The organism is Kribbella soli, assembly GCF_004331345.1.
In the GTDB taxonomy this organism is placed as follows: domain Bacteria; phylum Actinomycetota; class Actinomycetes; order Propionibacteriales; family Kribbellaceae; genus Kribbella; species Kribbella soli.
On record NZ_SJJZ01000001.1, the window covers coordinates 1,411,506 to 1,432,179 of the forward strand.

Annotated in this window: 21 protein-coding genes and 1 pseudogene; 7 read left to right on the forward strand and 15 right to left on the reverse strand. The window is 69.2% G+C overall.

Going from position 1 to position 20,674, the window contains the following annotated elements; genetic code table 11:
• Positions 1-59: 59 nt before the first annotated feature.
• Positions 60-719, forward strand: a pseudogene (locus E0H45_RS07035) (carbohydrate ABC transporter permease); the annotation flags it as partial.
• 89 nt (positions 720-808) lie between these two features.
• On the opposite strand, the gene E0H45_RS07040 reads toward E0H45_RS07035, so the two are convergent.
• A complete protein-coding gene (locus E0H45_RS07040) occupies positions 809-1,381 on the reverse strand; it encodes an SUKH-4 family immunity protein (protein ID WP_165546373.1) in 573 nt (190 codons plus the stop codon).
• 61 nt (positions 1,382-1,442) lie between these two features.
• Between E0H45_RS07040 and E0H45_RS07045 the strand changes: the two genes are divergently transcribed.
• Positions 1,443-1,976 carry a dihydrofolate reductase family protein gene (locus tag E0H45_RS07045; RefSeq protein ID WP_238154838.1) on the forward strand — a complete coding sequence of 178 codons (534 nt, stop codon included), beginning with the start codon at positions 1,443-1,445 and terminating at the stop codon, positions 1,974-1,976.
• Between the two features lie 212 nt (positions 1,977-2,188).
• Here the strand turns inward: E0H45_RS07045 and hemB are convergent, their stop codons facing one another.
• The 7 genes from hemB to E0H45_RS07080 form a co-directional block, all read right to left on the reverse strand.
• Positions 2,189-3,172 (reverse strand): porphobilinogen synthase, encoded by a 984-nt coding sequence (hemB, locus tag E0H45_RS07050; protein ID WP_131335427.1) that lies wholly within the window; start codon positions 3,170-3,172, stop codon positions 2,189-2,191.
• A gap of 1 nt (position 3,173) precedes the next feature.
• Positions 3,174-4,901: a bifunctional uroporphyrinogen-III C-methyltransferase/uroporphyrinogen-III synthase gene (locus E0H45_RS07055; RefSeq protein WP_131335428.1), complete on the reverse strand. Its 1,728-nt coding sequence runs from the start codon at positions 4,899-4,901 to the stop codon at positions 3,174-3,176.
• A complete protein-coding gene (gene hemC, locus E0H45_RS07060) occupies positions 4,898-5,779 on the reverse strand; it encodes a hydroxymethylbilane synthase (protein ID WP_131335429.1) in 882 nt (293 codons plus the stop codon). Before hemC ends, E0H45_RS07055 begins: the two co-directional genes overlap by 4 nt.
• The gene (locus E0H45_RS07065) at positions 5,776-7,098 is read right to left on the reverse strand and encodes a glutamyl-tRNA reductase (RefSeq protein WP_131335430.1); all 1,323 of its coding nucleotides are present in this window, start codon (positions 7,096-7,098) and stop codon (positions 5,776-5,778) included. The genes hemC and E0H45_RS07065 overlap by 4 nt, the downstream gene beginning before the upstream one ends.
• Entirely contained in the window at positions 7,095-7,850 is a 756-nt protein-coding gene (locus E0H45_RS07070) for a redox-sensing transcriptional repressor Rex (protein ID WP_131335431.1), read from the reverse strand. The genes E0H45_RS07065 and E0H45_RS07070 overlap by 4 nt, the downstream gene beginning before the upstream one ends.
• Before the next feature lie 100 nt (positions 7,851-7,950).
• Entirely contained in the window at positions 7,951-8,187 is a 237-nt protein-coding gene (locus E0H45_RS07075) for a glutaredoxin family protein (protein WP_131335432.1), read from the reverse strand.
• Complete coding sequence (locus E0H45_RS07080; RefSeq protein WP_131335433.1) at positions 8,184-9,632, reverse strand: class I adenylate-forming enzyme family protein; 1,449 nt, start codon at positions 9,630-9,632, stop codon at positions 8,184-8,186. The genes E0H45_RS07075 and E0H45_RS07080 overlap by 4 nt, the downstream gene beginning before the upstream one ends.
• Before the next feature lie 392 nt (positions 9,633-10,024).
• Between E0H45_RS07080 and E0H45_RS07085 the strand changes: the two genes are divergently transcribed.
• Entirely contained in the window at positions 10,025-10,567 is a 543-nt protein-coding gene (locus E0H45_RS07085) for a sigma-70 family RNA polymerase sigma factor (RefSeq protein ID WP_130384882.1), read from the forward strand.
• A 106-nt stretch (positions 10,568-10,673) separates the two neighbouring features.
• Positions 10,674-11,894, forward strand: a complete 1,221-nt coding sequence (locus E0H45_RS07090) for a DUF5667 domain-containing protein (protein WP_131335434.1) — start codon at positions 10,674-10,676, stop codon at positions 11,892-11,894.
• A gap of 503 nt (positions 11,895-12,397) precedes the next feature.
• On the opposite strand, the gene E0H45_RS07095 is transcribed toward E0H45_RS07090, so the two are convergent.
• Genes E0H45_RS07095 through E0H45_RS07105 form a run of 3 tightly spaced genes read right to left on the reverse strand, consistent with a single transcriptional unit; the run spans position 12,398 to position 14,667 of the window.
• Positions 12,398-13,528 (reverse strand): lysophospholipid acyltransferase family protein, encoded by a 1,131-nt coding sequence (locus tag E0H45_RS07095; protein WP_131335435.1) that lies wholly within the window; start codon positions 13,526-13,528, stop codon positions 12,398-12,400.
• Entirely contained in the window at positions 13,521-14,513 is a 993-nt protein-coding gene (locus E0H45_RS07100; RefSeq protein ID WP_131337682.1) for an NAD-dependent epimerase/dehydratase family protein, read from the reverse strand. Before E0H45_RS07100 ends, E0H45_RS07095 begins: the two co-directional genes overlap by 8 nt.
• Before the next feature lie 52 nt (positions 14,514-14,565).
• On the reverse strand, positions 14,566-14,667 hold the full coding sequence (locus E0H45_RS07105; RefSeq protein ID WP_008356322.1) for a 30S ribosomal protein bS22: 102 nt from the start codon (positions 14,665-14,667) through the stop codon (positions 14,566-14,568).
• Positions 14,668-14,777: 110 nt separating this feature from the next.
• On the opposite strand from E0H45_RS07105, the gene E0H45_RS07110 reads away from it, so the two are divergent.
• Positions 14,778-15,440 (forward strand): class I SAM-dependent methyltransferase, encoded by a 663-nt coding sequence (locus E0H45_RS07110; RefSeq protein ID WP_131335436.1) that lies wholly within the window; start codon positions 14,778-14,780, stop codon positions 15,438-15,440.
• 17 nt (positions 15,441-15,457) lie between these two features.
• Here E0H45_RS07110 and E0H45_RS07115 read toward each other — a convergent pair whose 3' ends face one another.
• Positions 15,458-15,958 carry a GNAT family N-acetyltransferase gene (locus E0H45_RS07115; RefSeq protein WP_131335437.1) on the reverse strand — a complete coding sequence of 167 codons (501 nt, stop codon included), beginning with the start codon at positions 15,956-15,958 and terminating at the stop codon, positions 15,458-15,460.
• Positions 15,959-15,982: 24 nt separating this feature from the next.
• Positions 15,983-16,156, reverse strand: a complete 174-nt coding sequence (locus E0H45_RS42365) for a hypothetical protein (protein ID WP_165546374.1) — start codon at positions 16,154-16,156, stop codon at positions 15,983-15,985.
• 103 nt (positions 16,157-16,259) lie between these two features.
• On the opposite strand from E0H45_RS42365, the gene E0H45_RS07120 reads away from it, so the two are divergent.
• Positions 16,260-16,475: a hypothetical protein gene (locus E0H45_RS07120; RefSeq protein WP_131335438.1), complete on the forward strand. Its 216-nt coding sequence runs from the start codon at positions 16,260-16,262 to the stop codon at positions 16,473-16,475.
• Here the strand turns inward: E0H45_RS07120 and E0H45_RS07125 are convergent.
• Positions 16,472-18,325 (reverse strand): AfsR/SARP family transcriptional regulator, encoded by a 1,854-nt coding sequence (locus E0H45_RS07125; RefSeq protein WP_131335439.1) that lies wholly within the window; start codon positions 18,323-18,325, stop codon positions 16,472-16,474. The genes E0H45_RS07120 and E0H45_RS07125 overlap by 4 nt on opposite strands.
• Positions 18,326-18,379: 54 nt before the next feature.
• Here E0H45_RS07125 and E0H45_RS07130 point away from each other — a divergent pair, with 54 nt between their 5' ends.
• Positions 18,380-19,240, forward strand: a complete 861-nt coding sequence (locus E0H45_RS07130) for an alpha/beta fold hydrolase (protein WP_131335440.1) — start codon at positions 18,380-18,382, stop codon at positions 19,238-19,240.
• A gap of 186 nt (positions 19,241-19,426) precedes the next feature.
• On the opposite strand, the gene E0H45_RS07135 is transcribed toward E0H45_RS07130, so the two are convergent.
• A complete protein-coding gene (locus tag E0H45_RS07135) occupies positions 19,427-20,662 on the reverse strand; it encodes an amidohydrolase family protein (protein WP_238154839.1) in 1,236 nt (411 codons plus the stop codon).
• Positions 20,663-20,674: the final 12 nt, after the last annotated feature.

Here is a 20,674-nt window from a genome sequence, read left to right on the forward strand (position 1 = left end):
TGCTGATCTACGGCGTACTGCTGGTGTGCTGTGTGCCGTTCGTGTTCCCGATCTGGTGGATGGCGACGACGTCGCTGAAGCCGGTGGCCGAGATCTTCGCGTTCCCGCCGTCGTTGCTGCCGGGATCGCCGACGCTGGACGCCTATCGCCAGGTGTTCGAGTTGCAGCCGTTCGGCCGCCAGTACCTGAACAGCCTGTACATCGCTCTGGTCGTCACGATCGGGACGCTGGCGGTGTCGGCGCTCGCCGGGTACGCGTTCGCGCGGGTCAAGTTCCGCGGCGCCGGGGTCGTGTTCGTCGTCGTACTCAGCGGACTGCTGGTGCCGAACGAGGTGACGATCATCCCGCTCTACCGGATGTTCGACACCTTCGGTCTGGTGGACACGCATTGGCCGCTGATCCTGATCCCGATGCTCGGCGCGCCGAGCGTACTGGCGACGTTCATCATGCGGCAGTTCTTCATCACGCTGCCGACCGAGCTCGAGGAGGCCGGCCGGGTCGACGGGCTGGGCCGCTTCGGCCTCTTCTGGCGGGTGTGCCTGCCGCTGGCCCGGCCGGCGATCGGTGCGGTGTCGATCTTCACCTTCCTGCACAGCTGGAATCTCTACCTCGAGCCGATCGTGTTCCTCTCCTCGAAGCAGAAGTTCACCGTCCCCCAGGCGCTCACCCAGTACGTCGACGCGTACGGCGGACCCATGTGGAACACCCAACTCGCCGCCGCGACCCTCTCCGCGTTGCCCGTCCTCATCATCTTCGTCCTGGCCCAACGCCAATTCGTCGAAGGCCTCGCCCAGACCGGCCTGAAGGGCTAGAGGTTGTCGACGGCGAGGGGCCACCAGTTGTCGGGCTGGGCGTAGGCCTGGGGGTCCCTGGCAGTGAGGTAGGCGATCAGGAGATCTTTGTAGTCGGCTTGGAGGGCTTCGTTCGCGTCACGACGAAACGCCTTGAAGCGGCCGATGCGGTAGAGGTAGTCGACGAAGGCGCCCAGGGTCGAGTTGACGACTTCCAGTCGGGGCCGGCCGCCGTCGAGCTGGGCCAGCAGGACGTGGCCGTCGACGGGGTTGAGGTAGTACCGGAGGCCGGAGTCGGGGTGCGGTGCGCCGAGGGTGACGAGGGTGACCTCGTCGCCGTCGAGGGTCGCGCGCACCCCGTCGAAGGCTTCTGGTTCGGCAGCCGGTTCCAGGACGAAGAAGCCCGACAGCTTGTCCGGGAGACCGACGTCGAAGAGCTCGTCCGCGACGATGCCGGCGGACGCGAACAGCTCCCGGTCCTCGGCATCGAGGCTGGTGATGTTGCCCGCCCCGAACAGATCGACAAGCTGCTGCTGGTTCGCCATGGGTTCCCTTCTCGACGGCGACATCTTCTCCCCGTCGGAGGTCATCGGGGGACCTTCTGTGCGGAGGCGACGGTCGGGCGGTCGTCGCGTTGAGCGGTCGTGGAAAATGGTGGTTGTGAGTTTCCATGCCGCTGCGTTCATCGCCACCAGCCTCGACGGGTACATTGCGCGCGCCGACGGGTCCATCGACTGGCTCACCAGCCGGGCCGGGCACGCCGGCGAGACCGGGTACGACGAGTTCCTGGCGTCGGTGGACACCGTCGTACTCGGGCGCAACACGTACCAGCTGGCCTGTACGTTCGACAGCTGGCCGTACGACGGCAAGCAGGTCGAGGTCCTGAGCACCACACTCGACCCGAACGCCGACGACCGCATCCTCGTCCACCGCACCTTGGACGCCCTGGTCGAGACCCTCAACGACCGCGGCGCCCAACGCATCTACACCGACGGCGCCGCCACGATCCAGACGTTCCTGACCGCCGGCCTCCTCAACGAACTCACCATCACCACCGCCCCTGTCCTCCTAGGCGCCGGCATCCCCCTCTTCGGCCCCGTCCCCACCGACATCCCCCTGACCCACAACGCCACCCGAACCCTAAAAGCCGGCTTCACCCAATCCGACTACTCGGTTGTGCGCTGAGGCCCGGGGAAACAAATTTGCATATCGCGACGATTTCTATCCCCGCCACGACAGGTCACACCCCCGAGGCTCCGAACAACAGGGAAACTGGGGAGGATCTTCTGCCCTGATCGGGCAGGAATCCTCCCCACTCACCTCAGTTCCGCTTCACGCCACGCACGGCAACCACTCAGACGCCATGGCGGTGGAGAAGGCGCTCCCCAGCCGTCGGATCAGCGGTAGTTCAGTTGCTGGGCTACTTCGGTGGCCCAGTAGGTGAGGATGGTGTCGGCGCCGGCTCGGCGGATCGACGTGAGGGTTTCGAGGATGGCTTTGTCGCGGTCGATCCAGCCGTTGGCGGCGGCGGCTTCGACCATCGCGTACTCGCCGGAGATGTTGTACGCCGCGACCGGGACGTTCACGTGGTCGCGGACCTGGCGGATGATGTCGAGGTAGGCCAGCGCGGGCTTCACCATCACGATGTCGGCGCCCTCGGCGATGTCGAGGTCGACCTCGCGGATCGCGTCGCGGGCGTTCGCGTTGTCCTGCTGGTAGGTCTTGCGGTCACCGGTCAGCGACGAGTCGACGGCCTCCCGGAACGGGCCGAAGAACGCCGACGCGTACTTCACGGCGTACGCCAGGATCACCGTGTCGATGAATCCGGCGGCGTCCAGCGCCGTACGAACGACCCCGACCTGACCGTCCATCATCCCGGACGGACCGACGACGTGCGCGCCGGCGGTGGCCTGCGCGACACCCATCTCCGCGTAGAGCTTCAGCGTCGCGTCGTTGTCCACGTGCCCGGAGGAATCCAGTACGCCGCAGTGCCCGTGGGACGTGAACTCGTCCAGGCACAGGTCCGACATCACCAGCAACGCGTCGCCGGCCTCGGACACCGCGTCCCGGATCGCGACGTTCAGGATCCCGTCCGGGTCGATCGCACCGGACCCGACCTCGTCCTTGGACGTCGGTACGCCGAACAGCATCACCCCGCCGAGCCCGAGCTGCGCTGCCTCGGCGATCGCCTTCCGCGCCGTGTCCCGGGTGTGCTGTACGACGCCCGGCATCGACTTGATCGCGATCGGCTCGCGCGCGCCTTCCCGGACGAACATCGGCAGGATCAGCTGCCGCGGCTCCAGCGAGGTCTCCGCGACCAGCCTGCGCACCGCCTCCGACGACCTCAGCCGCCGCGGCCTCACTTCCGGGAATCCAGGCATATCAGCTCTTTCGACGAGAACCCGAGCGACGTTCGGACGGGCGGGTGACCGGCTCCCCGGCCTCCACCATGGTGTCACGCCGATCCGCACCGAACCGGGCGAGGGCGTCGGCCAGCTCCTCGACGGACGGCGACTCGGCCATCGCGTCGACCCGCAGGCCGTGCTCCTCCGCGGTCTTCAGCGTCGCCGGGCCGATCACGCCGATCACCGTCGACGCGTGCGGCTTGCCGGCGATGCCCACCAGGTTCCGCACCGTCGAGGACGAGGTGAACACGACCGCGTCGAACTTGCCGGACTTGATCGCCTCGCGGGTCGGCGCGGGCGGCGGAGCGGCCCGGACGGTCCGGTACGCCGTGACGTCGTCGACCTCCCAGCCGAGATCGGTCAGGCCCGCGACCAGGGTCTCGGTGGCGATGTCCGCACGCGGCAGGAACACCCGGTTGATCGGGTCCAGCACCTCGTCGAACGGCGGCCAGTCCTCGACCAGCCCGGCGGCGGACTGCTCACCGGACGGGATCAGGTCCGGACGGATGCCCCAGGCACCGATCGCCTCGGCGGTCTTGTCGCCGACCGCCGCGATCTTCAGCCCGGAGAACGCCCGCGCGTCCAGCCCGTACTCGTCGAACTTCTCCCGGACCGCCTTCACCGCGTTGACCGAGGTGAACGCGACCCACTCGTAGCGGCCCTCGACCAGACCGCGGATCGCCTTGTCCATCTGCTGCGGGTTGCGCGGCGGCTCGACCGAGATCGTCGGGACCTCTTCGGGCATCGCGCCGTACCGACGCAGCCGGTCCATCAGCGGGCCGGCCTGGTCCTTGGTCCGCGGGACCAGGATCCGCCAGCCGAACAGCGGCTTGGTCTCGAACCAGGACAGCGCCTCGCGCTGCTCGACGACCGCGCCGATCACGATCACGGCCTCGCCGGTCACCTTCGCTGCCCGCAGGTCGGTGACGATCGTCTCGAGCGTCCCGACCACACTGGTCTGCGAGGTCGTCGTACCGCAGACCGTCGCCGCGACCGGGGTCGACGCGTCGAAACCGGCCTCGACCAGCGCCCCGACGGTCTCCTTCAGCACCTCGGAGGCGTTCAGCAGGACCAGCGTCTGCTTCGGCTGCAGGCGGCTCAGGTCGAGCTTGTTCTCGGCGAGGTCGACGACGGTGACCTCGCGGTCGCCCTTCATGGTCAGCGGGATCCCGGCGTACGTCGGAACCGCGCTCACCTCGCTGACGCCCGGCACCACGTTGAACCCGATGCCCGCCTTCTTGCACGCGGCCGCCTCCTCGGCGCCGCTCGAGAAGGTGAACGGGTCGCCGGTCAGCAGCCGGACCACGTTCGCCGCGGACTTGGCCGTCTTCACCACCAGGCGGGCCCGGGCCGCGACCCGCAGCGCCCGGCTGCCCTCGGCGCCGGAGCCGTCCACGATCTCGACGCCCGGCCTGCAGTAGGTCAGGAACGCGTCGTGCTCGGGGCCTTCGACAACGACCGCGTCGGCGTTCGCGAGCACGTCGCGGCCCGCGAGCGTCAGCAGCGCCGGGTCACCGGGGCCGACGCCGACGAATGTCACATGGCCGAGCGGTTTGGTCTGCTTGGCGGTACTGGTCGCGGCCTTCTGAGGTACCGCGGTAGCGGCTGTCTTCGCGCTCACGTCTGCCTTCGCCCTCGTCGTTTTCCTGCTCGTCCTGTGGGCCGTGTTCTTGGCCGCAGTGGTCGTGCCCTGTGCCGGTGTCATGTTCGCTCCAGCAACTCGTTCGCCAGCGCCTTACCCAGAGACACCGGGTCGTCCACCGGCCCGTTCGCGGAGAGCCGCCGTACGCCGTCGTCCTGGCCGAGCGCGCCCCGCAGCCAGAGCTCGGGACCGTCCTCACCCTCGACCACTTCGGCAAGCGCGCCGACCGGAGCCGTGCACCCTGCCTCCAGCGTGGCCATCAGTTGCCGTTCCGCCGTCACCGCCACGCGGGTCGCCGGGTCCTCCAGCGGGGCCAGCGCAGCCAGTACGTCGGTGTCGTCCGCGCGGCACTCGATGCCCAGGGCACCTTGTCCCGGTGCGGGCAGCACCTGGATCGGGTCCAGGGTCTCGGTCACCTCGGCGAGCCGTCCCAGCCGGGACAAGCCTGCCCTCGCGAGCACCACGGCGTCCAACTTGCCGTCGGTGACCAAGCCGATCCGGGTGTCCACGTTGCCGCGGATCCCGGTGCACTCGACGCCGAGACCGAGCGCGTCGAGCTGCGCGACGCGCCGTGCGGCGCCGGTGCCGACCAGAGCGCCGTGCGGCAGTTCGCCGAGCGTCAGGCCGTCGCGGGCGACGAGGACGTCGCGCGGGTCCTCGCGGACCGGGATGGCGCCGAGCGTCAGACCGTCGAGCGGCGTGGTCGGCAGGTCCTTCAAGGAGTGCACGGCGATGTCGATCTCGTGGGCCAGCAGTGCGTCGCGCAGTGCGCTGACGAAGATGCCGGTGCCGCCGATCTGCTCGACCGGTGCGCGGTTGACGTCGCCGGTGGTCGTGATCAGGACGAGCTCGACCTCGTGACCGAGGGCGCGCAGCTGGTCGGCCACGATGGTCGACTGCGCGGTCGCCAGCTTGGAGCGGCGGGTGCCGAGCCGGATCATGCCTGCTCACCTCCGGTCGCCGTCGAGTCGGCGCGGGTGTTGCTCGTCTCGGCCGGCGTCTTCGCGGCCGTGACCGCATCCACGGCCGCCTGGTCGAGCGCGAACAGTTGCCGCAGCGCGTCGGCGTACGTCGGTCCGCCCGGATCGCCGCCGAGCTCCTTCACCCGGACGGTCGGGTTGTGCAGCACCTTGTCGACGACGCGACGGATGGTCCGCTCGACCTCGTGCCGCTCGTGCTCGTCGAGCTCGGGCAGCCGGCGCTCGAGACGGGCCAGCTCCGAGTCGACCAGCGAGCTCGCCATCGCCCGCAGCGCGACCACGGTCGGCGCCACCGAAGCGGCCCGGCGCGTCGCCTCGAACGAACCGGTCTCCTCGCCGACGATCCGGCGTACCTCGTCGATGTCGGCCTGGCTGCCGCCCGCCGTACCGATCAGGTCGGCCAGCGTGATCAGCGTGACGCCGGGGATCCGGGCTGCCTCAGGAGAAACGTCCCGCGGCAGCGCGATGTCGAGGACGCCGAGCGGCCGGCCGTCGGTCGCGTCGCGGATCGTCTCGGCGGTCAGTACGACGCCGCGCGCGCCGGTGCAGGACACGACCAGGTCAGCGTCGCGCAATGCTTCGGGCACATCCGCCAGGCGGATCGCCGTACCGCCGATCCGGTCGGTCAGCGCGACCGCGCGGTCGTAGTTGCGGTTGGCAATGGTTACGGTCTTCGCGCCGCCGTTGAGCAGGGTCTGGGCAGCCAGCGATGCCATCGAGCCGGCGCCGACGACCAGTGCCCGTCGACCCTCGAAGCCGCCCACCGCGTCCAGCCCGGCCGAGACGACCGAGCGGCCGGCCGAGTCGATCCCGGTTTCGGTGCGAGCCCGCTTGCCGACCCGCAACGCGTGCTGGAACAGGGCGTTCAGGTCGGTGCCGATGGTCTCCAGGTCCTGGCCGACGCGCAGCGTCTCCTTCACCTGGCCGAGGATCTGGCTCTCGCCGACGACCATCGAGTCCAGCCCGACCGCGACCTGGAACAGGTGCGCGACGGCGCCTTCCTCGAAGTGCACGTACAGGTGCTCGGCCAGATCCAGCAGCGGTACGCCGGTGACGTCGGACAGGATCGCTGTGACCTCGTCCATCCCGGCGTGGAACCGGTCGACGGTCGCGTAGACCTCGGTCCGGTTGCAGGTGGCAAGGACCGCGGACTCCGCGACGGCCGCGGAGTTCCGCACCGCCAGGGCCAGCTTGGTCGCCGCGTCCGCGTCGAGCGCGACCCGCTCCAGTACGTCGATGGCAGCGGAACGGTGACTGATGCCGACCACGAGGTAGCTCATGCGCCGACACCTCCCCCGACACTCGGGAGATCCGTCATACCGTTCATCGCTGGTAGTTCGGGCACCTGGGGAAGCGCCGCCTCTCCGGACTTTCGTTGTTCGTGGTACGCCAGGATCTGCAGCTCGATCGAGAGGTCCACCTTGCGGATGTCGACGCCGTCGGGCACGGACAGCACCACGGGCGCGAAGTTCAGGATGCTGGTCACGCCGGCGGCGACCAGTCGGTCGCAGACTTCCTGCGCGGGACCGGCGGGCGTGGTGATGACCCCGATCGAGACCCGGTCGGCCTCGACGATCTCCTCGAGCTGGGCGAAGTCGCGGACCTCCATGTCACCGATCCGCTCGCCGACCAGGTTGGGGTCGGCGTCGAGCAGGGCGACGATCCGGAAGCCGCGGGTGCCGAAGCCCGAGTAGTTCGCCAGCGCGTGGCCCAGGTTTCCGATCCCGACGATGACCACGGCCCAGTCCTGGGTGACGCCGATCTCGCGGGCGATCTGGTACCGCAGGTACTCCACGTCGTACCCGACGCCGCGGGTGCCGTAGGAGCCCAGGTAGGACAGGTCCTTGCGGAGCTTGGCCGAGTTGACGCCGGCCGCGGTCGCCAGGTCCTCGCTCGACGCGGTCGCGATGCCACTGTCCGAGAGCGCGGTCAGGGCCCGCAGGTAGACCGGCAAGCGCGCGACAGTCGCCTCGGGGATGCCGCGTTCGGTTCTCGTCGGCGGGCCGGGGCGACGGCTGCTGGCACGCGTCACAATTCTCCTGGGAGCGGTTGGTTCACCGCGGTCTGACGGCCGGCGGCTCTCTTACTCTAGGAGCTTGTGAACGTGAGAACAAAATCGGCGGAAGTGACCCCTACCTCATCAGGGCCTTTCGCAGTCTGGCGGGGTCGACCCGCCAGAAGTCGTGTTGCTTCCCGTCCACGAACGTGACCGGGATCTGTTCGCCGTACTGCGTGAACAGCCGGTCGTCCTGCGTGATGTCCACCTCGGACCAGTCCGCACCCGACTCGGCGCAGACCGCCCGGATGATCTCCCGCGCGTCGTCACAGAGGTGACAGCCGGGCTTCCCGTACATCACCACCCGGCTCATCGGTCCGCCTCCCGGAGCCGGCCCTTCGCGACCTTGCCGGTGACCGAGTGCGGCAGGTAGTCCACCACCTCGATCTCGACCGGGCACTTGAACCGCGCCAGCCGGCCCTCGGCGTACTCCCGGACCGCGGTCACGTCGACCGATGCGTCCGGCAACGGCACCACGAAGGCCTTGACCGCCTCGCCGGTCTCCTCGGACGGTACGCCGATGACCGCGGCCTCCCGTACGCCGGGAGCGGCGACCAGCACGTCCTCGACCTCGCTCGGGAAGACGTTGAACCCGGACACGATGACAAGCTCCCGCAGCCGGTCGACCAGGAACAGGTCGCCGTCCGGGTCCAGGAACCCGACGTCGCCGGTCCGGTACCAGCCCTCCGCGTCGGGGCCGTCCACACCGTCCGGCCAGTAGCCGGAGAACAGGTTGCCGCCCCGGATCAGGATCTCGCCGGGGTCGTCGCCCTCGACGTCCTCGCCCTGCTCGTCGGCGATCCGGACCTCGACGTTCGGCAGCGGGCGACCGACCGAGCCGGGCTTCGGCTCGGCCTCGCCCAGGGTCGTGGTGACACCCGGGGACGCCTCGGTCAGGCCGTATCCCTGGTGGACGTGCAGCCCGGCGGCCTGCTCGAAGCGGTCCGCGAGCGCGCGATCCAGCGTGGACGCGCCGGTCAGCACGACCTTGACGGTCTTCAGCGCCTCCCGCAGATCGGAGCGGGTCAGCAGCGCGTGCAGTGCGGGCGGAGCGAGCGGCAGCCGCGTCACGCCGTACCGGCCGACCAGACCGAGGGTCTCCTCGGGGTCGAACCGCTGCTCGACGACGAGCGCGGCGCCGGTGGCGACCGCCCAGCCGAGGACCGCGTTCAGACCGAACGCGTGGAACATCGGGAGCACCCCGAGCACCACGTCCTCGGGCCCCATCCGGTCCTCGCCGAGCTCGCTGAGGTTCCGCACGTTCGCCGCGAGGGCGCGATGGGTGAGCATCGCGGCGCGCGGATCTCCACTGGTTCCGGACGTGTAGAGCAGCACCGCGAGCGTCTCGGGATCCTTCGACGGAGGTAACGGAGCGTCACCCTGGAGCTCGTCGGGCGCCACCGTACGGACGCCCTCGAACCGGTCCGCGAGCCCCGGTCCGGCGATTGCCAGGCGGGCTCCGGAGTGTGCCGTGACGGCCGCCAGCTCAGGCTTGGTGAGCCCGGTGTTCAGCGGTACGGCGACCAGTCCGGCCCGGAGAATGCCCAGGTAGGACGTGACGAACTCGATGCTGTTGGCAACCAGGAGCAGCACCCGGTACCCAGGCACCAACCCGGCTGCGGCGAGCCCCTGCGCGGTCCGGTCGACGGCCTGGTCGAGCTCGCTCCAGGTCAGCCGCCGATCCCCGTCGACCAGCGCGGGACGCTCGCCATGACGTTGCGCTGTGTCACGAAGAATGTCCGCGAAATTCACGTTCACCAGGCGAGTCTGTCACGGCCGGGAGTCGCTCCGGGACCAACCGTCTTTCACAGAACGGTTGCAGCGGAGCGTAACCACCGATATACAGGTGACTTCGCGAGCGCGCTTCTGCTGAACCTCACACTGCAGAAACCCGCCCGCGGCGGGGACCTACATGCGCAATGCACCACCCCCCGACAGCAGGCTGCTCCGTATCGCGGAGGCAGGCCGCTGGCGCATTCGTGACCATCGGACCGGACGGAAGGCGGCACGCCCCAGCCTGTTGACAGCACGTATCTGAGCAGTAACGTTCAGTGCTGTCCCAGTCGCTGTGGCCATTCGCGGATGTGTCGAACGACGTGTCAGTTGAACGGGGAGAACACTTGACCACGCCGGAGCCAAGCCCGGACGGGATGAGACGTGCAGAGCTCGTCGATCGCGCCCAGGCCGGGGACGTCGGTGCCTTCGGTGAGCTGTACGACGAGTACTCGCTCACCGTCTATCGCTACATCTACGCACGGGTGTCGTCCTCGGCACTCGCCGAGGACCTGACCAGCGAGACCTTCGTCCGGGCGCTCCGCGCGCTGGACTCGTTCCGTTGGCAGGGCCGGGACTTCGGCGCCTGGCTGGTGACGATCGCCCGGAACCTGATCACCGACCACTACAAGTCGGGCCGGGTCCGGCTCGAGGTGGTCACCGACGAGATCGAGACCCACGACCGGCAGACCGAAGGCCCGGAGATCGACGTGCTGGCCGCGGCCACCGCCGAGGTACTCCGGGACGCGGTCGCCGGCCTGCCCGACGAGCAGCGCGACTGCCTGACGATGCGGTTCTTCGCCGGTCTGTCGATCGCCGAGACGGCCAAGGCGCTGGAGAAATCCGAGGGCGCCGTCAAGCAACTCCAACTAAGGGCCGTACGGCACTTGGCGAAGGTTATCCCCAAGGACTTGAGATGAGGCGGATGACAACGAACGTCTTTCGTAACCCGTCAGGGAGTTACCTCGTTTGCCTGGTGAGGACCTGTCGGTGACCCCGACTGGCCATTGAGGAGAACGAGAACTCATGAGTGACCTGCACAGGGCTCGAGCGCGCGCGGAGGCATTCGCGCACGCCGTCGATCACGGGCCCCGTCACTCCACGCGACTGGGCGACGACCCCGAGTTACTGGAAGCTGTGGAACTGGTCGGACGGCTGAGGACCGCCGGCGCAGTTGCACCGCGACCGGAGTTCAGTGCCGAGCTGCGGCACCGCCTGTTGGAGCAGGCGGCGGCGCGCGCGGCGACCACTGCGACTCCGTTGACGGTGCACACCGCACCAGACGACTCGGACGACCCGCCGGGTAGCGAGGACGTTGGCGCGTCCGTGACAGATATCCGTCGTCGCCAGGGCCGGAGGATCCGGCTCGTGGCCAGCACCGCCGCGCTGGTGCTGCTCGGAGGTGGCATCGGTTCCGCTGCCGCCGCTCAGCAGGCCATGCCCGGCGACACGTTGTACGGAATGAAGCGCAGCATCGAGAACGTGGCGACCAACGTCGGAGTCGGCGACGACTCCCGCGGCCGGCGCGATCTCGAGCACGCGATGACCCGATTGTCCGAAGTCCAGGAGCTGGCCGGTAACGGCGGCTCGGTGGGCACGATCAACGCGACACTGGACGACTTCTCGGCACAGTCCCGCAAGGGCGTGTCCCGACTGGTCGCGTCGTACCAGCAGGACAACGACGAGAGTTCGATCACCGCGATCACGGCGTTCATCACCAGCGCCCGCCAGGCTTTGGTCGAGCTCGCGCCGAAACTCCCGCCGGAGTCGCTGAAGTCCGGGGTCGAGGCACTCGCCACGATCGAGCAGCTGGCGCAGCACACCTCGGCGGCATGCCCGAAGTGTGCGGCACCGAAGCCGTCTGGCTCGCCGAGCACCGGCACCAACAACAACCAGCCGAACCGCACCACCCCCGGCACCAGCCCCGAGTCGAGCAACCCGGTCAAGGCGTCGTCGAGCCCCAAGGCGTCGGCAACAACAGTTCCGACACCGGTCGACTCGACCACGCTGCAGCCGAGCACCGTGCCGACCAAGCTGCCGAACACGACCATCGTGGAGTCCACCGCTCCGCCTCCGACCAGCCTGAAGACGCCACCTGTGCCGTCGTCGTCAAACTCGCCGATTGCGACGCCCACCGTGCTGCCTTCACTGACCCCGACCACGCCGTCCTGGCCGTGGCCGTTCCCGACCACACCACTGATCAACCTGCCCGGAGTCATCCAAACCCTCTTCCCACCCTGGAAGTAGCAGGACCCCGAGCACCCCGCAGCCCCCGGCACAAGCAACAGGTGCCGGGGGCTGCGTCGTCCGCCCCTGGCACAAGCACCACGCGCCGGGGGGCTGCGTCGTCTCCCCCCGGCACAAGCACCACGCCCCGGGAGCTGAGTCATCCGCCCCTGGCCACATCACCTCCGGCCGGGCGCACCGCCTCCCGCTCCGCGGGCACCGCCTCCCCGCCCCGCGCACACCGCCGGCGTACTCCGCTCCCCGCCCCGCACCGTTTGCCCACCCCGCCGGCGTGCTGCATTCGAGGGGATATCCCCTCGTGTTGTGGGTTCTCCCCTCGTGTACCAACGAAGAACCCACAACAGGAGGGGATATCCCCTCTTCTGCTCCTACGGGTGGAACGGTAGTTGGGCCACGGGACCAGCGCGGAGCGGGAGGTGCTGCGCGGAGCGGGAGGTGCTGCGCGGAGCGGGAGGTGCTGCGCGGAGCGGGAGGTGGGTGAGGAACCGGGCGCGGGTGGGGCGTTAGAAGAAGACGCTGCGGCGTTGCATGAGGAGGGTGTAGAGGGTCTGCTGGATGGTTTCGCGGACCTGGTCGGTGACGTTGAAGACCAGCATCGGGTCGTCGGCGGCGCCGTCGGGGAAGTCGTCGGTGCGGATCGGTTCGCCGAACTCGATCAGCCACTTGGACGGCAGCGGGATCAGGCCGAGCGGCCCCAGCAGCGGGAAGAACGGCGTGATCGGGATGTACGGGACGCCCAGCAACCGCGCCAGCGACGCGATGTTGCCGACCAGCGGATAGATCTCCTCGGCGCCCACGATCGAGCACGGCACGATCGGTACGCCGGTCCGCATCGCCGCGCTGACGAACCCGCCGCGCCCGAAGCGCTGCAGCTTGTACCGCTCGGCGAACGGCTTCCCGAGCCCCTTGAAACCCTCCGGCCAGACACCGACCAGGTTTCCCTGCCGAAGCAGCCGCTCGGCGTCGTCGTTGTTCGCGAGCGTCGCACCGCCCTTGCGGGACAGTTCACCGACGAACGGCGTCTGGAACACCAGGTCCGCGGCGAGCGTGCGCAGCGGCCGGCCGGTGTGGTCCGCGACGACCACCTGGGTGACGAGCCCGTCGAGCGGCATGGTGCCGGAGTGGTTCGCGACGATCAGGGCGCTGCCGTCGGTCGGGATGTTCTCGATCCCGCGGACCTCGACCCGGAACCACTTCTCCACCATCGGACGCAGCATCGGCAGCAGCACCTGGTCGGTCAGGTCGGAGTCGTACCCGAACTCGTCGAGCTCGTACTCTCCGGTCAACCGCCGGCGCAGGAACGCCAGCCACTCGGCAACCCGCCGCTCCCCGTCCTCCCCGAACAGCCCTCGAACCGCCGTCTCGAGCCCCGCGAAGTCGAAAGCAGCAGGCGCCTCGGGCCCATCAACATCCGGTACGGCGCCAACCGGCTCGACCGGCGTCTCGCCAGCCCGCCGGCCCGCCGCAGAACGTTCGGCGCCGGTGTCTGCTCCCTCGTCGCCGCGGCCCTTCTTCTTCCCGCGACCGCCCGGTCCCGCGAGAGCGCGAGCCGCGGCCGAGGGCGTCGTACGACGTCCGCTCCCCCGGCCCGGTCGGCCGCCGGAACCGATCGGGATCACGTCCGCGTCAGCCACGCAACGCCCCCAGGCCCGCGGAGAGCAAGCTGGACACCCGGCTCATCGCGCCGGTCCCGAGCGATCGCCGGAAGTCGTCGAACGCCTCCGCGGTCGAGTACTTCGGCTCGAATCCGAACTCGGTCCGCATCCGCGTCGTGTCCACACCCCGACCGTAGGTCAGGAAGGTGATCTGGTCCGGTGAGAAGTCCGCCAGCCGGGCTCGCCGTACGGCGGCCGCGGTGCTGGACGCGGTGAACGAAGGCAGCCGCAGCGTCGGCCGCCCGAGGCGGCGGATCGCCTGGGACAGCGAGAGCACGCCGTCACCGGCCAGGTTGAAGGTCCCGGGGAGGTCGTTCACGGTCGCGTGGTGGATCGCCTCGACGCCGTCGTCCTCGTGCAGGAACTGCAGGCGGGCGTCGTACCCGAACACCGTCGGGACGACCGGCATCGCGAAGTAGCGCGTGATCGGGGAATCGGTCTTGGGACCGATCCAGTTCGCCATCCGGAGTGTGCTGACGCAGACGTCGGGGCGACGCCGGGCGAAGCCCCGCACGTAGCCCTCGACCTCGACCGCGTCCTTGCTCAGTCCGTGGTGATGGATCGCCCGCGGCGCCATCTCCTCGGTGAACATCGCCGGGTCCCGCGCGCCCGCGCCGTACACCGTGGTGGACGACTTCACCACCAGCTTGGCCACGCCGGGCGCCTTCTGGCAGGCGGCGAGCAGCTGCATGGTGCCGATGACGTTGATCTCCTTCATCGACGACCGGCCACCGGCGCTGCCGGGAGTGGCGACGACGCCGGTGTGGACGACCGTGTCCACGTCCTCAGCGGCGATCACCTTGGCGATCACCGGGTTACGAATATCGGCCCGGACGAACCGGACCCGCCCGAGCTCCGCACGCGGCGGAACCACATCGACACCGAGAACAGTGCCGATCGACGGGTCCTCAGCCAGTCTGCGGGCACAGCGAGCACCGGCGTCCCTCGAGACGCCGGTCACCATCACCACCTGTGCCACGAGCAACCCCCAGCCGGACCGGGCGCGGCAGAACGGACTACTTGCCGAGCTTGCGGCGCTGCACCCGCGTCTTCTTCAGCAGCTTGCGGTGCTTCTTCTTCGCCATACGCTTACGGCGCTTCTTGATTACGGAACCCACGTCGGACCATCCAAACTCAAAGAGAACGTCGGCAAAGCTTACCCGTAGGTCACTGTCCCGACCTAAAGGAGGCTGCACCAGTAGACTGGGACCCTACCTGGGGAGGCTGGATGCGGGCTCGGTACGACGGTCTGGCGCAGTGGTACGACGAACGATTCGTGGAGGATGCGGAGCCACACCAGCCCGGTCTGCTCGAGTTGCTCGGCCCCGGTTCCGGCCCTTGTCTGGACATCGGCTGCGGCACCGGACGGAACTTCGAGTCCATCAGGGCCAGCGGGCGCACCCCGGTCGGGCTGGACTTCTCGATCGATCAACTGCGCCGCGCTCGGATGCGCACCAGCGGCCCATTGCTGCACGGTGACGCGGCGGTCCTTCCGTTCGCCGACGCGTCCTTCGACACCGCGATCACGCTGTGGATCTCCACGGATGTGGACGACTTCGGCGCGGTCCTGTCGGAGGCGGCGCGGGTACTGCGGCCCGGCGGTGTGCTGGTCGCGTACGGCGTGCACCCGTGCTTCAACGGCCCGCATGTCGTCTATGAAGAGGACGGTCGCCGGACGGTGCACCCGACGTACCGTCAGTCGGGTTGGCACACCGACTCGCCGTGGTGGAGTGAGGACGGGATTCGCCGTCGGATCGGCATGTCCCACCTCACCCTGGCCGAGTACCTGAACGTCATCATCAGGAGCGGTCTGGTCACGGAGCGATTCGAAGAACCTGCAGGTCACGACATCCCCCACGCCTTGGCCTTCCGCGCCCGCCGCCCAGCCTGAGGTTGTCGGAGGTTCCTTTACCAGGCGAGGTGTTCCCAGGTGAACAGGGTCAGTTCGCGTCCTTTGTCCACCACCTGCTCCGGCGGCAGGTCGGTCAGGCGGTAGCCAGCCGCCTGCGCCACCGCGGAGCTCGCTGCGTTGTCCGGCTCGATCTCGAGAATCACCCGCGGCAGGCCGGCCGTTTCGTGCGCGTAGGCAGTCAACAGCTTCAGCGCCCGCGCTCCGAGACGCTGGCCGCGGTGCGCCGGTCCGATCGCATACCCGAGCGAACCCGTTGTGAGGTTGAGCATGACCTCGCCGAGTGGCTGCACACCGTCCGTGGTGATCGCCAACTGGAGCCTGTCCTTCGCCTGGCGCGCGTTCTCGACGTACTCCGTCGCGACGGCGAGGTCGAAGGGGGACTTCAGCGGCGTCCAGTACGCCACGTCTGGGTCGTCGAACAATTCGACCATCGCCGGCACGTCCGCCGGCTCCCAGGCGCGTAGCACCAGCCCGTCGGCGACCACTCGTGCTGTCATGCAGTCAGCATCTCAGGCAGCATCTCAGGCAGCTTTGCGGACGGCGACCGGGACGACCGGCTTGGTGAGGACGGCCAGGTGCGGCGTGGCGGTCTTCGTGGTGGTGCTCGCGTAGGCGGCGGGAGTGAAGGCGACGGCGGCCAGGCCGAGGGTCGCAATGGTGCCTACGGCAACGGTCTTGACGATTCGGATCGGCATCGGAAGCCTCCTTCAGGTTGGTGATTCCATCCTGATCGCGCGGTCTGCGACAGTCCTGCCAGATTCCTGGGAGTCGGCTGGGACTGCGAGGTAGCGTGGAGAAATGGCCTATGTGCTGTTTCTCGCTGGACTCGCCGTAGTGCTCGCGGGGCTGACCTGGTTCGCCTCGTGGGCGAGGCGCCACGGTCGCGGGTCCGGGATGGCCGGCGCTCTCGCGGCGTACGAAGAGGCGTACCGGACGACGGCACACCAGTCGCACCACGAGTTGCGGCAGCAGGCCGACCGGAAGTCCGAGAGCGGTTCTCCGGACGACCTTTAGCGCAGGTAGTCGGCGATCGGGCCGAGGGTGAGTAGACCGCTGCCGGCTGCGTGTTCGTTGGCTGCCGGCGCGAGCGCGGCTTGTGCCTTCGCCCGCAGCTCGGGGTCCTGTGTGTTGTGGGCGGTGAGGGCCCAGTACGCCTCGAACAGCAGGCCGGGCGGCGGATCCGGCGATCCGTGCACCCACGGGGCATGCGGGCCGTAGTCAGCGGTCGGGATCGGTTCGCCATGGCGTACGGCGTGCGCGGCCAACGCCAGCGGGAGGAGGCCGGCGCTTAGTCCGGGCATGCCCGCGTCGTCGAGCAGGGCGGCTGCGGCGCGATACGACTCGGGGGTGTCGTCGCGGAGGGCGGCGTACCAGCGGGTGAAGACGGCGACGAGCGGGAGCTCGTGCCGGGCGGCCAACGCGTCGGCGGCGGCGGCGTGCTCGTCGGCGGCGGTGTGGTCGGCTCGTGCGCAGGCGGATTGCAGTCGGATCAGGTGGCCGAGAACCTCGTAGGCAAAGAGGTTGTGGCGCTGCGAGAGCGTGACGAGTTCGGAGCCGATCGCGTCCCGTTCTGGCGCGAGGCCGGCGCGGTAGCAGGTCTGCATGAAGACGCCGTTCAACGTGAACGCCAGCAGCGCGGGATCGTCGAGGCCACGGGCGAGTTGCTCGGCCTCGAGCGCTGCCTCGCGTGCTCGTGGCGCACGGGAGCCTCGGGACTCGAGCGCGATCGTGGCGAGCAGTCGTGCACGGATACTCGCGTGGTCCTGGGTCGGCAGCACGCGCTCGGCGGCGGCCACGATGGCAGCCGCCTGCGCTTCGTCATCAGAGCGGGTCCAGATCGCCGGTACGTCGTACGCGCCGATCACGCGGGCGGTCAGGTCGGGATCCCCGAGCTCCTCCGCCGCGGCGATCGCCGCGAGCCGATGCCGACGAGCAGCCTCCAGCCCACCGCCGCCGGTAACCGCAAGATTGCGGAGCAGACCCACGGTCGACTCGATCCGAGCACGCGTCCCACCAACAGCACGGTCATAAGCCGCAGCCGCCTCCGCCCACACGTTCCCGCCCGACGTCAGGTGCGCGCCCGGGGTGGGATCGGCAGCCGGGGTGAGGTGCGTGGCCTGGTTGAGGATGTCGTTCTCCAAGCGGGTGAGTGCGGGGCCGGGGTCGAGGCCGAGCTGACCTGCCAGGGTTTCCCGGGCGCTACGTAGTACGGCGAGGGCGTCGCCTTGCCGCTCGCTCCGGTACAGGGCGAGGGACAGCAACCGCCAGGCGTCCTCGCGCCACGGATGCTCGGTGACATGTGCGTCGAGGTCCGGCACCGCCTCCGCCGCGAGACCCAACTCCAGGCGCGTCTCCGCGATCCGCTCCACCGCATGCAGTCGCAACTCGGTCAGTCGCGCACGCTCGGCCAGCGCCCACGGCTCGTCCACAAACTCGGCGTACGCCGGCCCACGCCACAACGCCAACCCAGCCAACAGCTCCGTCAACCGCTCCTCCGGCGGCAACCCAGAACCCGCCGGCCCACCTCCCAGACCCGACGCCCGCACGGCTGTCTCGAAGCGCCAGGCGTCGACGTTCGAAGTCTTCAAGGCGTAGCCGGGACCTGATGTCACCAACAGCTGCGCGGGTGTGCGCGGCGGCCGGTCCGGCTCGATCGCACGCCGGAGCGCGGCCACGAACGTCCGCAACGCACTCAGCGCACCGTCCGGTGGATCGGGCCACAGGTCGTCGACCAACACCCTCGCCGGCACGACCCGCCCTCGCGCCACGATCAGCCGAGCCAACACGGCCCGATGCCGCGGGCCCTTCAGCTCAACTGGCTGGCCCTCCCGAGCCACCACCGGCCCAAGTACCCCGAACTCCACTCGGTCACGGTAGCGCTCATCCAATGCTCATCCGGACCGGCGAGGCTGGGCGGCATGAAGATTGAGGGCTTTGAGTACCAGCGGGTGCCGGGTACGGATGGTGTTGTGCTGAATGTTGCCGTTGGCGGCTCGGGTGCTCCGGTGGTGTTGTTGCACGGGTTTCCGCAGACGCATCTGATGTGGCGGCGGGTCGCGGCTGAGCTGGCCGTGGATCACACCGTGATCTGTCCGGATCTTCGGGGCTACGGCGCGAGCGACAAGCCGGACGAGGGGTACTCGAAGCGGAGCATGGCTGCGGATGTTGTCGCGGTGGCGGATGCGTTGGGGCATTCGCAGTTCGCGTTGGTCGGGCACGATCGGGGTGCGTTGGTCGCGTTCCGTGCTGGTCTCGACCACCCGGACGTGGTCACGCACCTGATGTGCCTCGACGTACTGCCGACGCTCGACATGTGGGACGTGATGCACGGAACCAGCGCGGCCGTTGGATTCCACCTGTACCTGATGGCGCAGCCGGTCGGGTTGCCGGAGCGGATGATCGCCGCCAGCTCGGACGAGTTCTTCGGGTACTTCCTCGATCAGTGGGCAAGTGATCCCGCAACGATCCCGCCCGACGTCCGGGCGGCGTATCTGGAGGCCTGCCGGCACGCGGTGCCGTCGATCGTCGCGGACTACCGCGCCTCGGCGACCGTCGACGTCACCCACGACGAGGATGATCTTGCCCAGGGCAACAAGCTGCGAATGCCGGTGACGGTGATCCAGCAGGACTGGGGCTCCGCACTCGGCTTCGACGCCGCGGCCCGCTGGAAGCCCTGGGCACCCGATCTCCACCATCAAACCACCACCTCCGGACACTTCATGGCCGAACAAAACCCACCCGAGATCACCACCGCCATCCGCCAGCTCCTCACCCGCTGAACCCCGCCGACTCCCCCGCCGAGTCGTGAAAATCGGCTGGCCGAAAGAGCCACCATCCACGACTCGGCGAACCAGGCCAGAGCCAAACGCCACGACTCGACGACGCCCGCGGGGCAACGGCCGGGTTGGCGGGCGGACGCGGAGGACGTCCTCGGGCGGGCGGGCGCGGCCGGCGGGCGGGTGTGGTCAGGCGGCTAGGTAGGTGGTTGAGGCGGCCAGGGCTTGCAGGGCTTCGGGGAGGGAGGTGCTGACGAGTTGGCCGTCGCGTTTGACCGGCGTGCCTCCGACCAGGACTGTGTCGACGTTTCCCGGATGCGCTGCGGTCACCACGGTCGCGACCGGGTCGTGCAGGCCGCCGGCCAGGTTGACGTCCGTACTGCGGAGGAGCACGACGTCGGCCTTGTTGCCGACGGCGAGCGATCCCACGTCGAGTAACCCGAGTGCTCGGGCTCCGCCATGTGTCGCCAACTGCAGCACCTCCGCGGCCGTGAACGCCTGGTAGCCAAGGGAAAGCACCTCGTGCATCGCCCGGAACATGTCGCCGCCGGCCGTCGTCACGACATCGATCCCGAGGCTGAACGGAATCCCGGCCTCGCGGAGCCGGCCGGACAGCTGAGGACCCATCTGCATCCGCGCCTCGACCGTCGGCGTGACCGAAACGGCCGCGCCGGTCTCGGCGATCACCTTCAGCTCGGAGTCAGGCAGGTTGTTGCCGTGCACGTACAACGTGTTCGGCCGCGCCAGCCCGGCGTCCCGTAGCCGCGTGATCGGATCAGGTGTCTGCGGCGTACTGCTGACGTGGACGACCACCGGCACATCGAGCGAGTCGGCCAACTCCCAGTCCGCGCGGACCGTCTCGAACGGCGCGTACGCCGGCCCGATCGCCGCCACCGCCAACTCGAGCCGCTCGGACCGGCGCGCCATGATCCGGCGCATCTCCCCGGCATCGACCGCGGCACCGCCCAGCGGCGAGGGGCCATACCCGAAGACGGCCCGGATGCCGCTGCGTTCCAACGCGTCCAGCGCCGCGTCGGCCTGCGCCGGCGAACGCTGCACGTGGGAGTAGTCCTGGACCGTGGTGACGCCCGCGTCCAAGCACTCCAGCGCGCCGACAAGGTTGCCGGCCGCAACATCTTCCGGCCGGAACCTGGACCCGTAGGCGCCCAGCACACGCTCGAAGTACGCCCCGAGGTCCGCGTCGACGGTGATCCCGCGCAACGCGGTCTGCCACAGGTGCCGATGCGTGTCGACGAACCCGGGCAGCACGATCCGCTCCCGCGCGTCGATCACCTCGGCGTCCGCGGTCAGCCCGGCCCCGACCGCCGCGATCCGCCCGTCCTCGATCAGTACGTCGGTGTCGCGCCGTACGACGACCTCCGGGAAGGTGTCGATCACCGTCCCGCCCTTGAGCAACAACCTCACGTCGATCTCCCT

Coding starts and splice junctions, on each gene's coding strand:
- E0H45_RS07045 (WP_238154838.1), top strand. CDS start 1,443: ATGGTGGTTGTGAGTTTCCATGCCGCTGCGTTCATCGCCACCAGCCTC.
- E0H45_RS07065 (WP_131335430.1), bottom strand. CDS start 7,098: ATGAGCTACCTCGTGGTCGGCATCAGTCACCGTTCCGCTGCCATCGAC.
- E0H45_RS07100 (WP_131337682.1), bottom strand. CDS start 14,513: ATGGTGACCGGCGTCTCGAGGGACGCCGGTGCTCGCTGTGCCCGCAGA.
- E0H45_RS42365 (WP_165546374.1), bottom strand. CDS start 16,156: ATGCCGATCCGAATCGTCAAGACCGTTGCCGTAGGCACCATTGCGACC.
- E0H45_RS07040 (WP_165546373.1), bottom strand. CDS start 1,381: ATGACCTCCGACGGGGAGAAGATGTCGCCGTCGAGAAGGGAACCCATG.
- E0H45_RS07075 (WP_131335432.1), bottom strand. CDS start 8,187: ATGAGCCGGGTGGTGATGTACGGGAAGCCCGGCTGTCACCTCTGTGAC.
- E0H45_RS07120 (WP_131335438.1), top strand. CDS start 16,260: ATGGCCTATGTGCTGTTTCTCGCTGGACTCGCCGTAGTGCTCGCGGGG.
- E0H45_RS07085 (WP_130384882.1), top strand. CDS start 10,025: ATGAGACGTGCAGAGCTCGTCGATCGCGCCCAGGCCGGGGACGTCGGT.
- E0H45_RS07090 (WP_131335434.1), top strand. CDS start 10,674: ATGAGTGACCTGCACAGGGCTCGAGCGCGCGCGGAGGCATTCGCGCAC.
- hemB (WP_131335427.1), bottom strand. CDS start 3,172: ATGCCTGGATTCCCGGAAGTGAGGCCGCGGCGGCTGAGGTCGTCGGAG.
- E0H45_RS07055 (WP_131335428.1), bottom strand. CDS start 4,901: ATGACACCGGCACAGGGCACGACCACTGCGGCCAAGAACACGGCCCAC.
- hemC (WP_131335429.1), bottom strand. CDS start 5,779: ATGATCCGGCTCGGCACCCGCCGCTCCAAGCTGGCGACCGCGCAGTCG.
- E0H45_RS07110 (WP_131335436.1), top strand. CDS start 14,778: ATGCGGGCTCGGTACGACGGTCTGGCGCAGTGGTACGACGAACGATTC.
- E0H45_RS07115 (WP_131335437.1), bottom strand. CDS start 15,958: ATGACAGCACGAGTGGTCGCCGACGGGCTGGTGCTACGCGCCTGGGAG.
- E0H45_RS07130 (WP_131335440.1), top strand. CDS start 18,380: ATGAAGATTGAGGGCTTTGAGTACCAGCGGGTGCCGGGTACGGATGGT.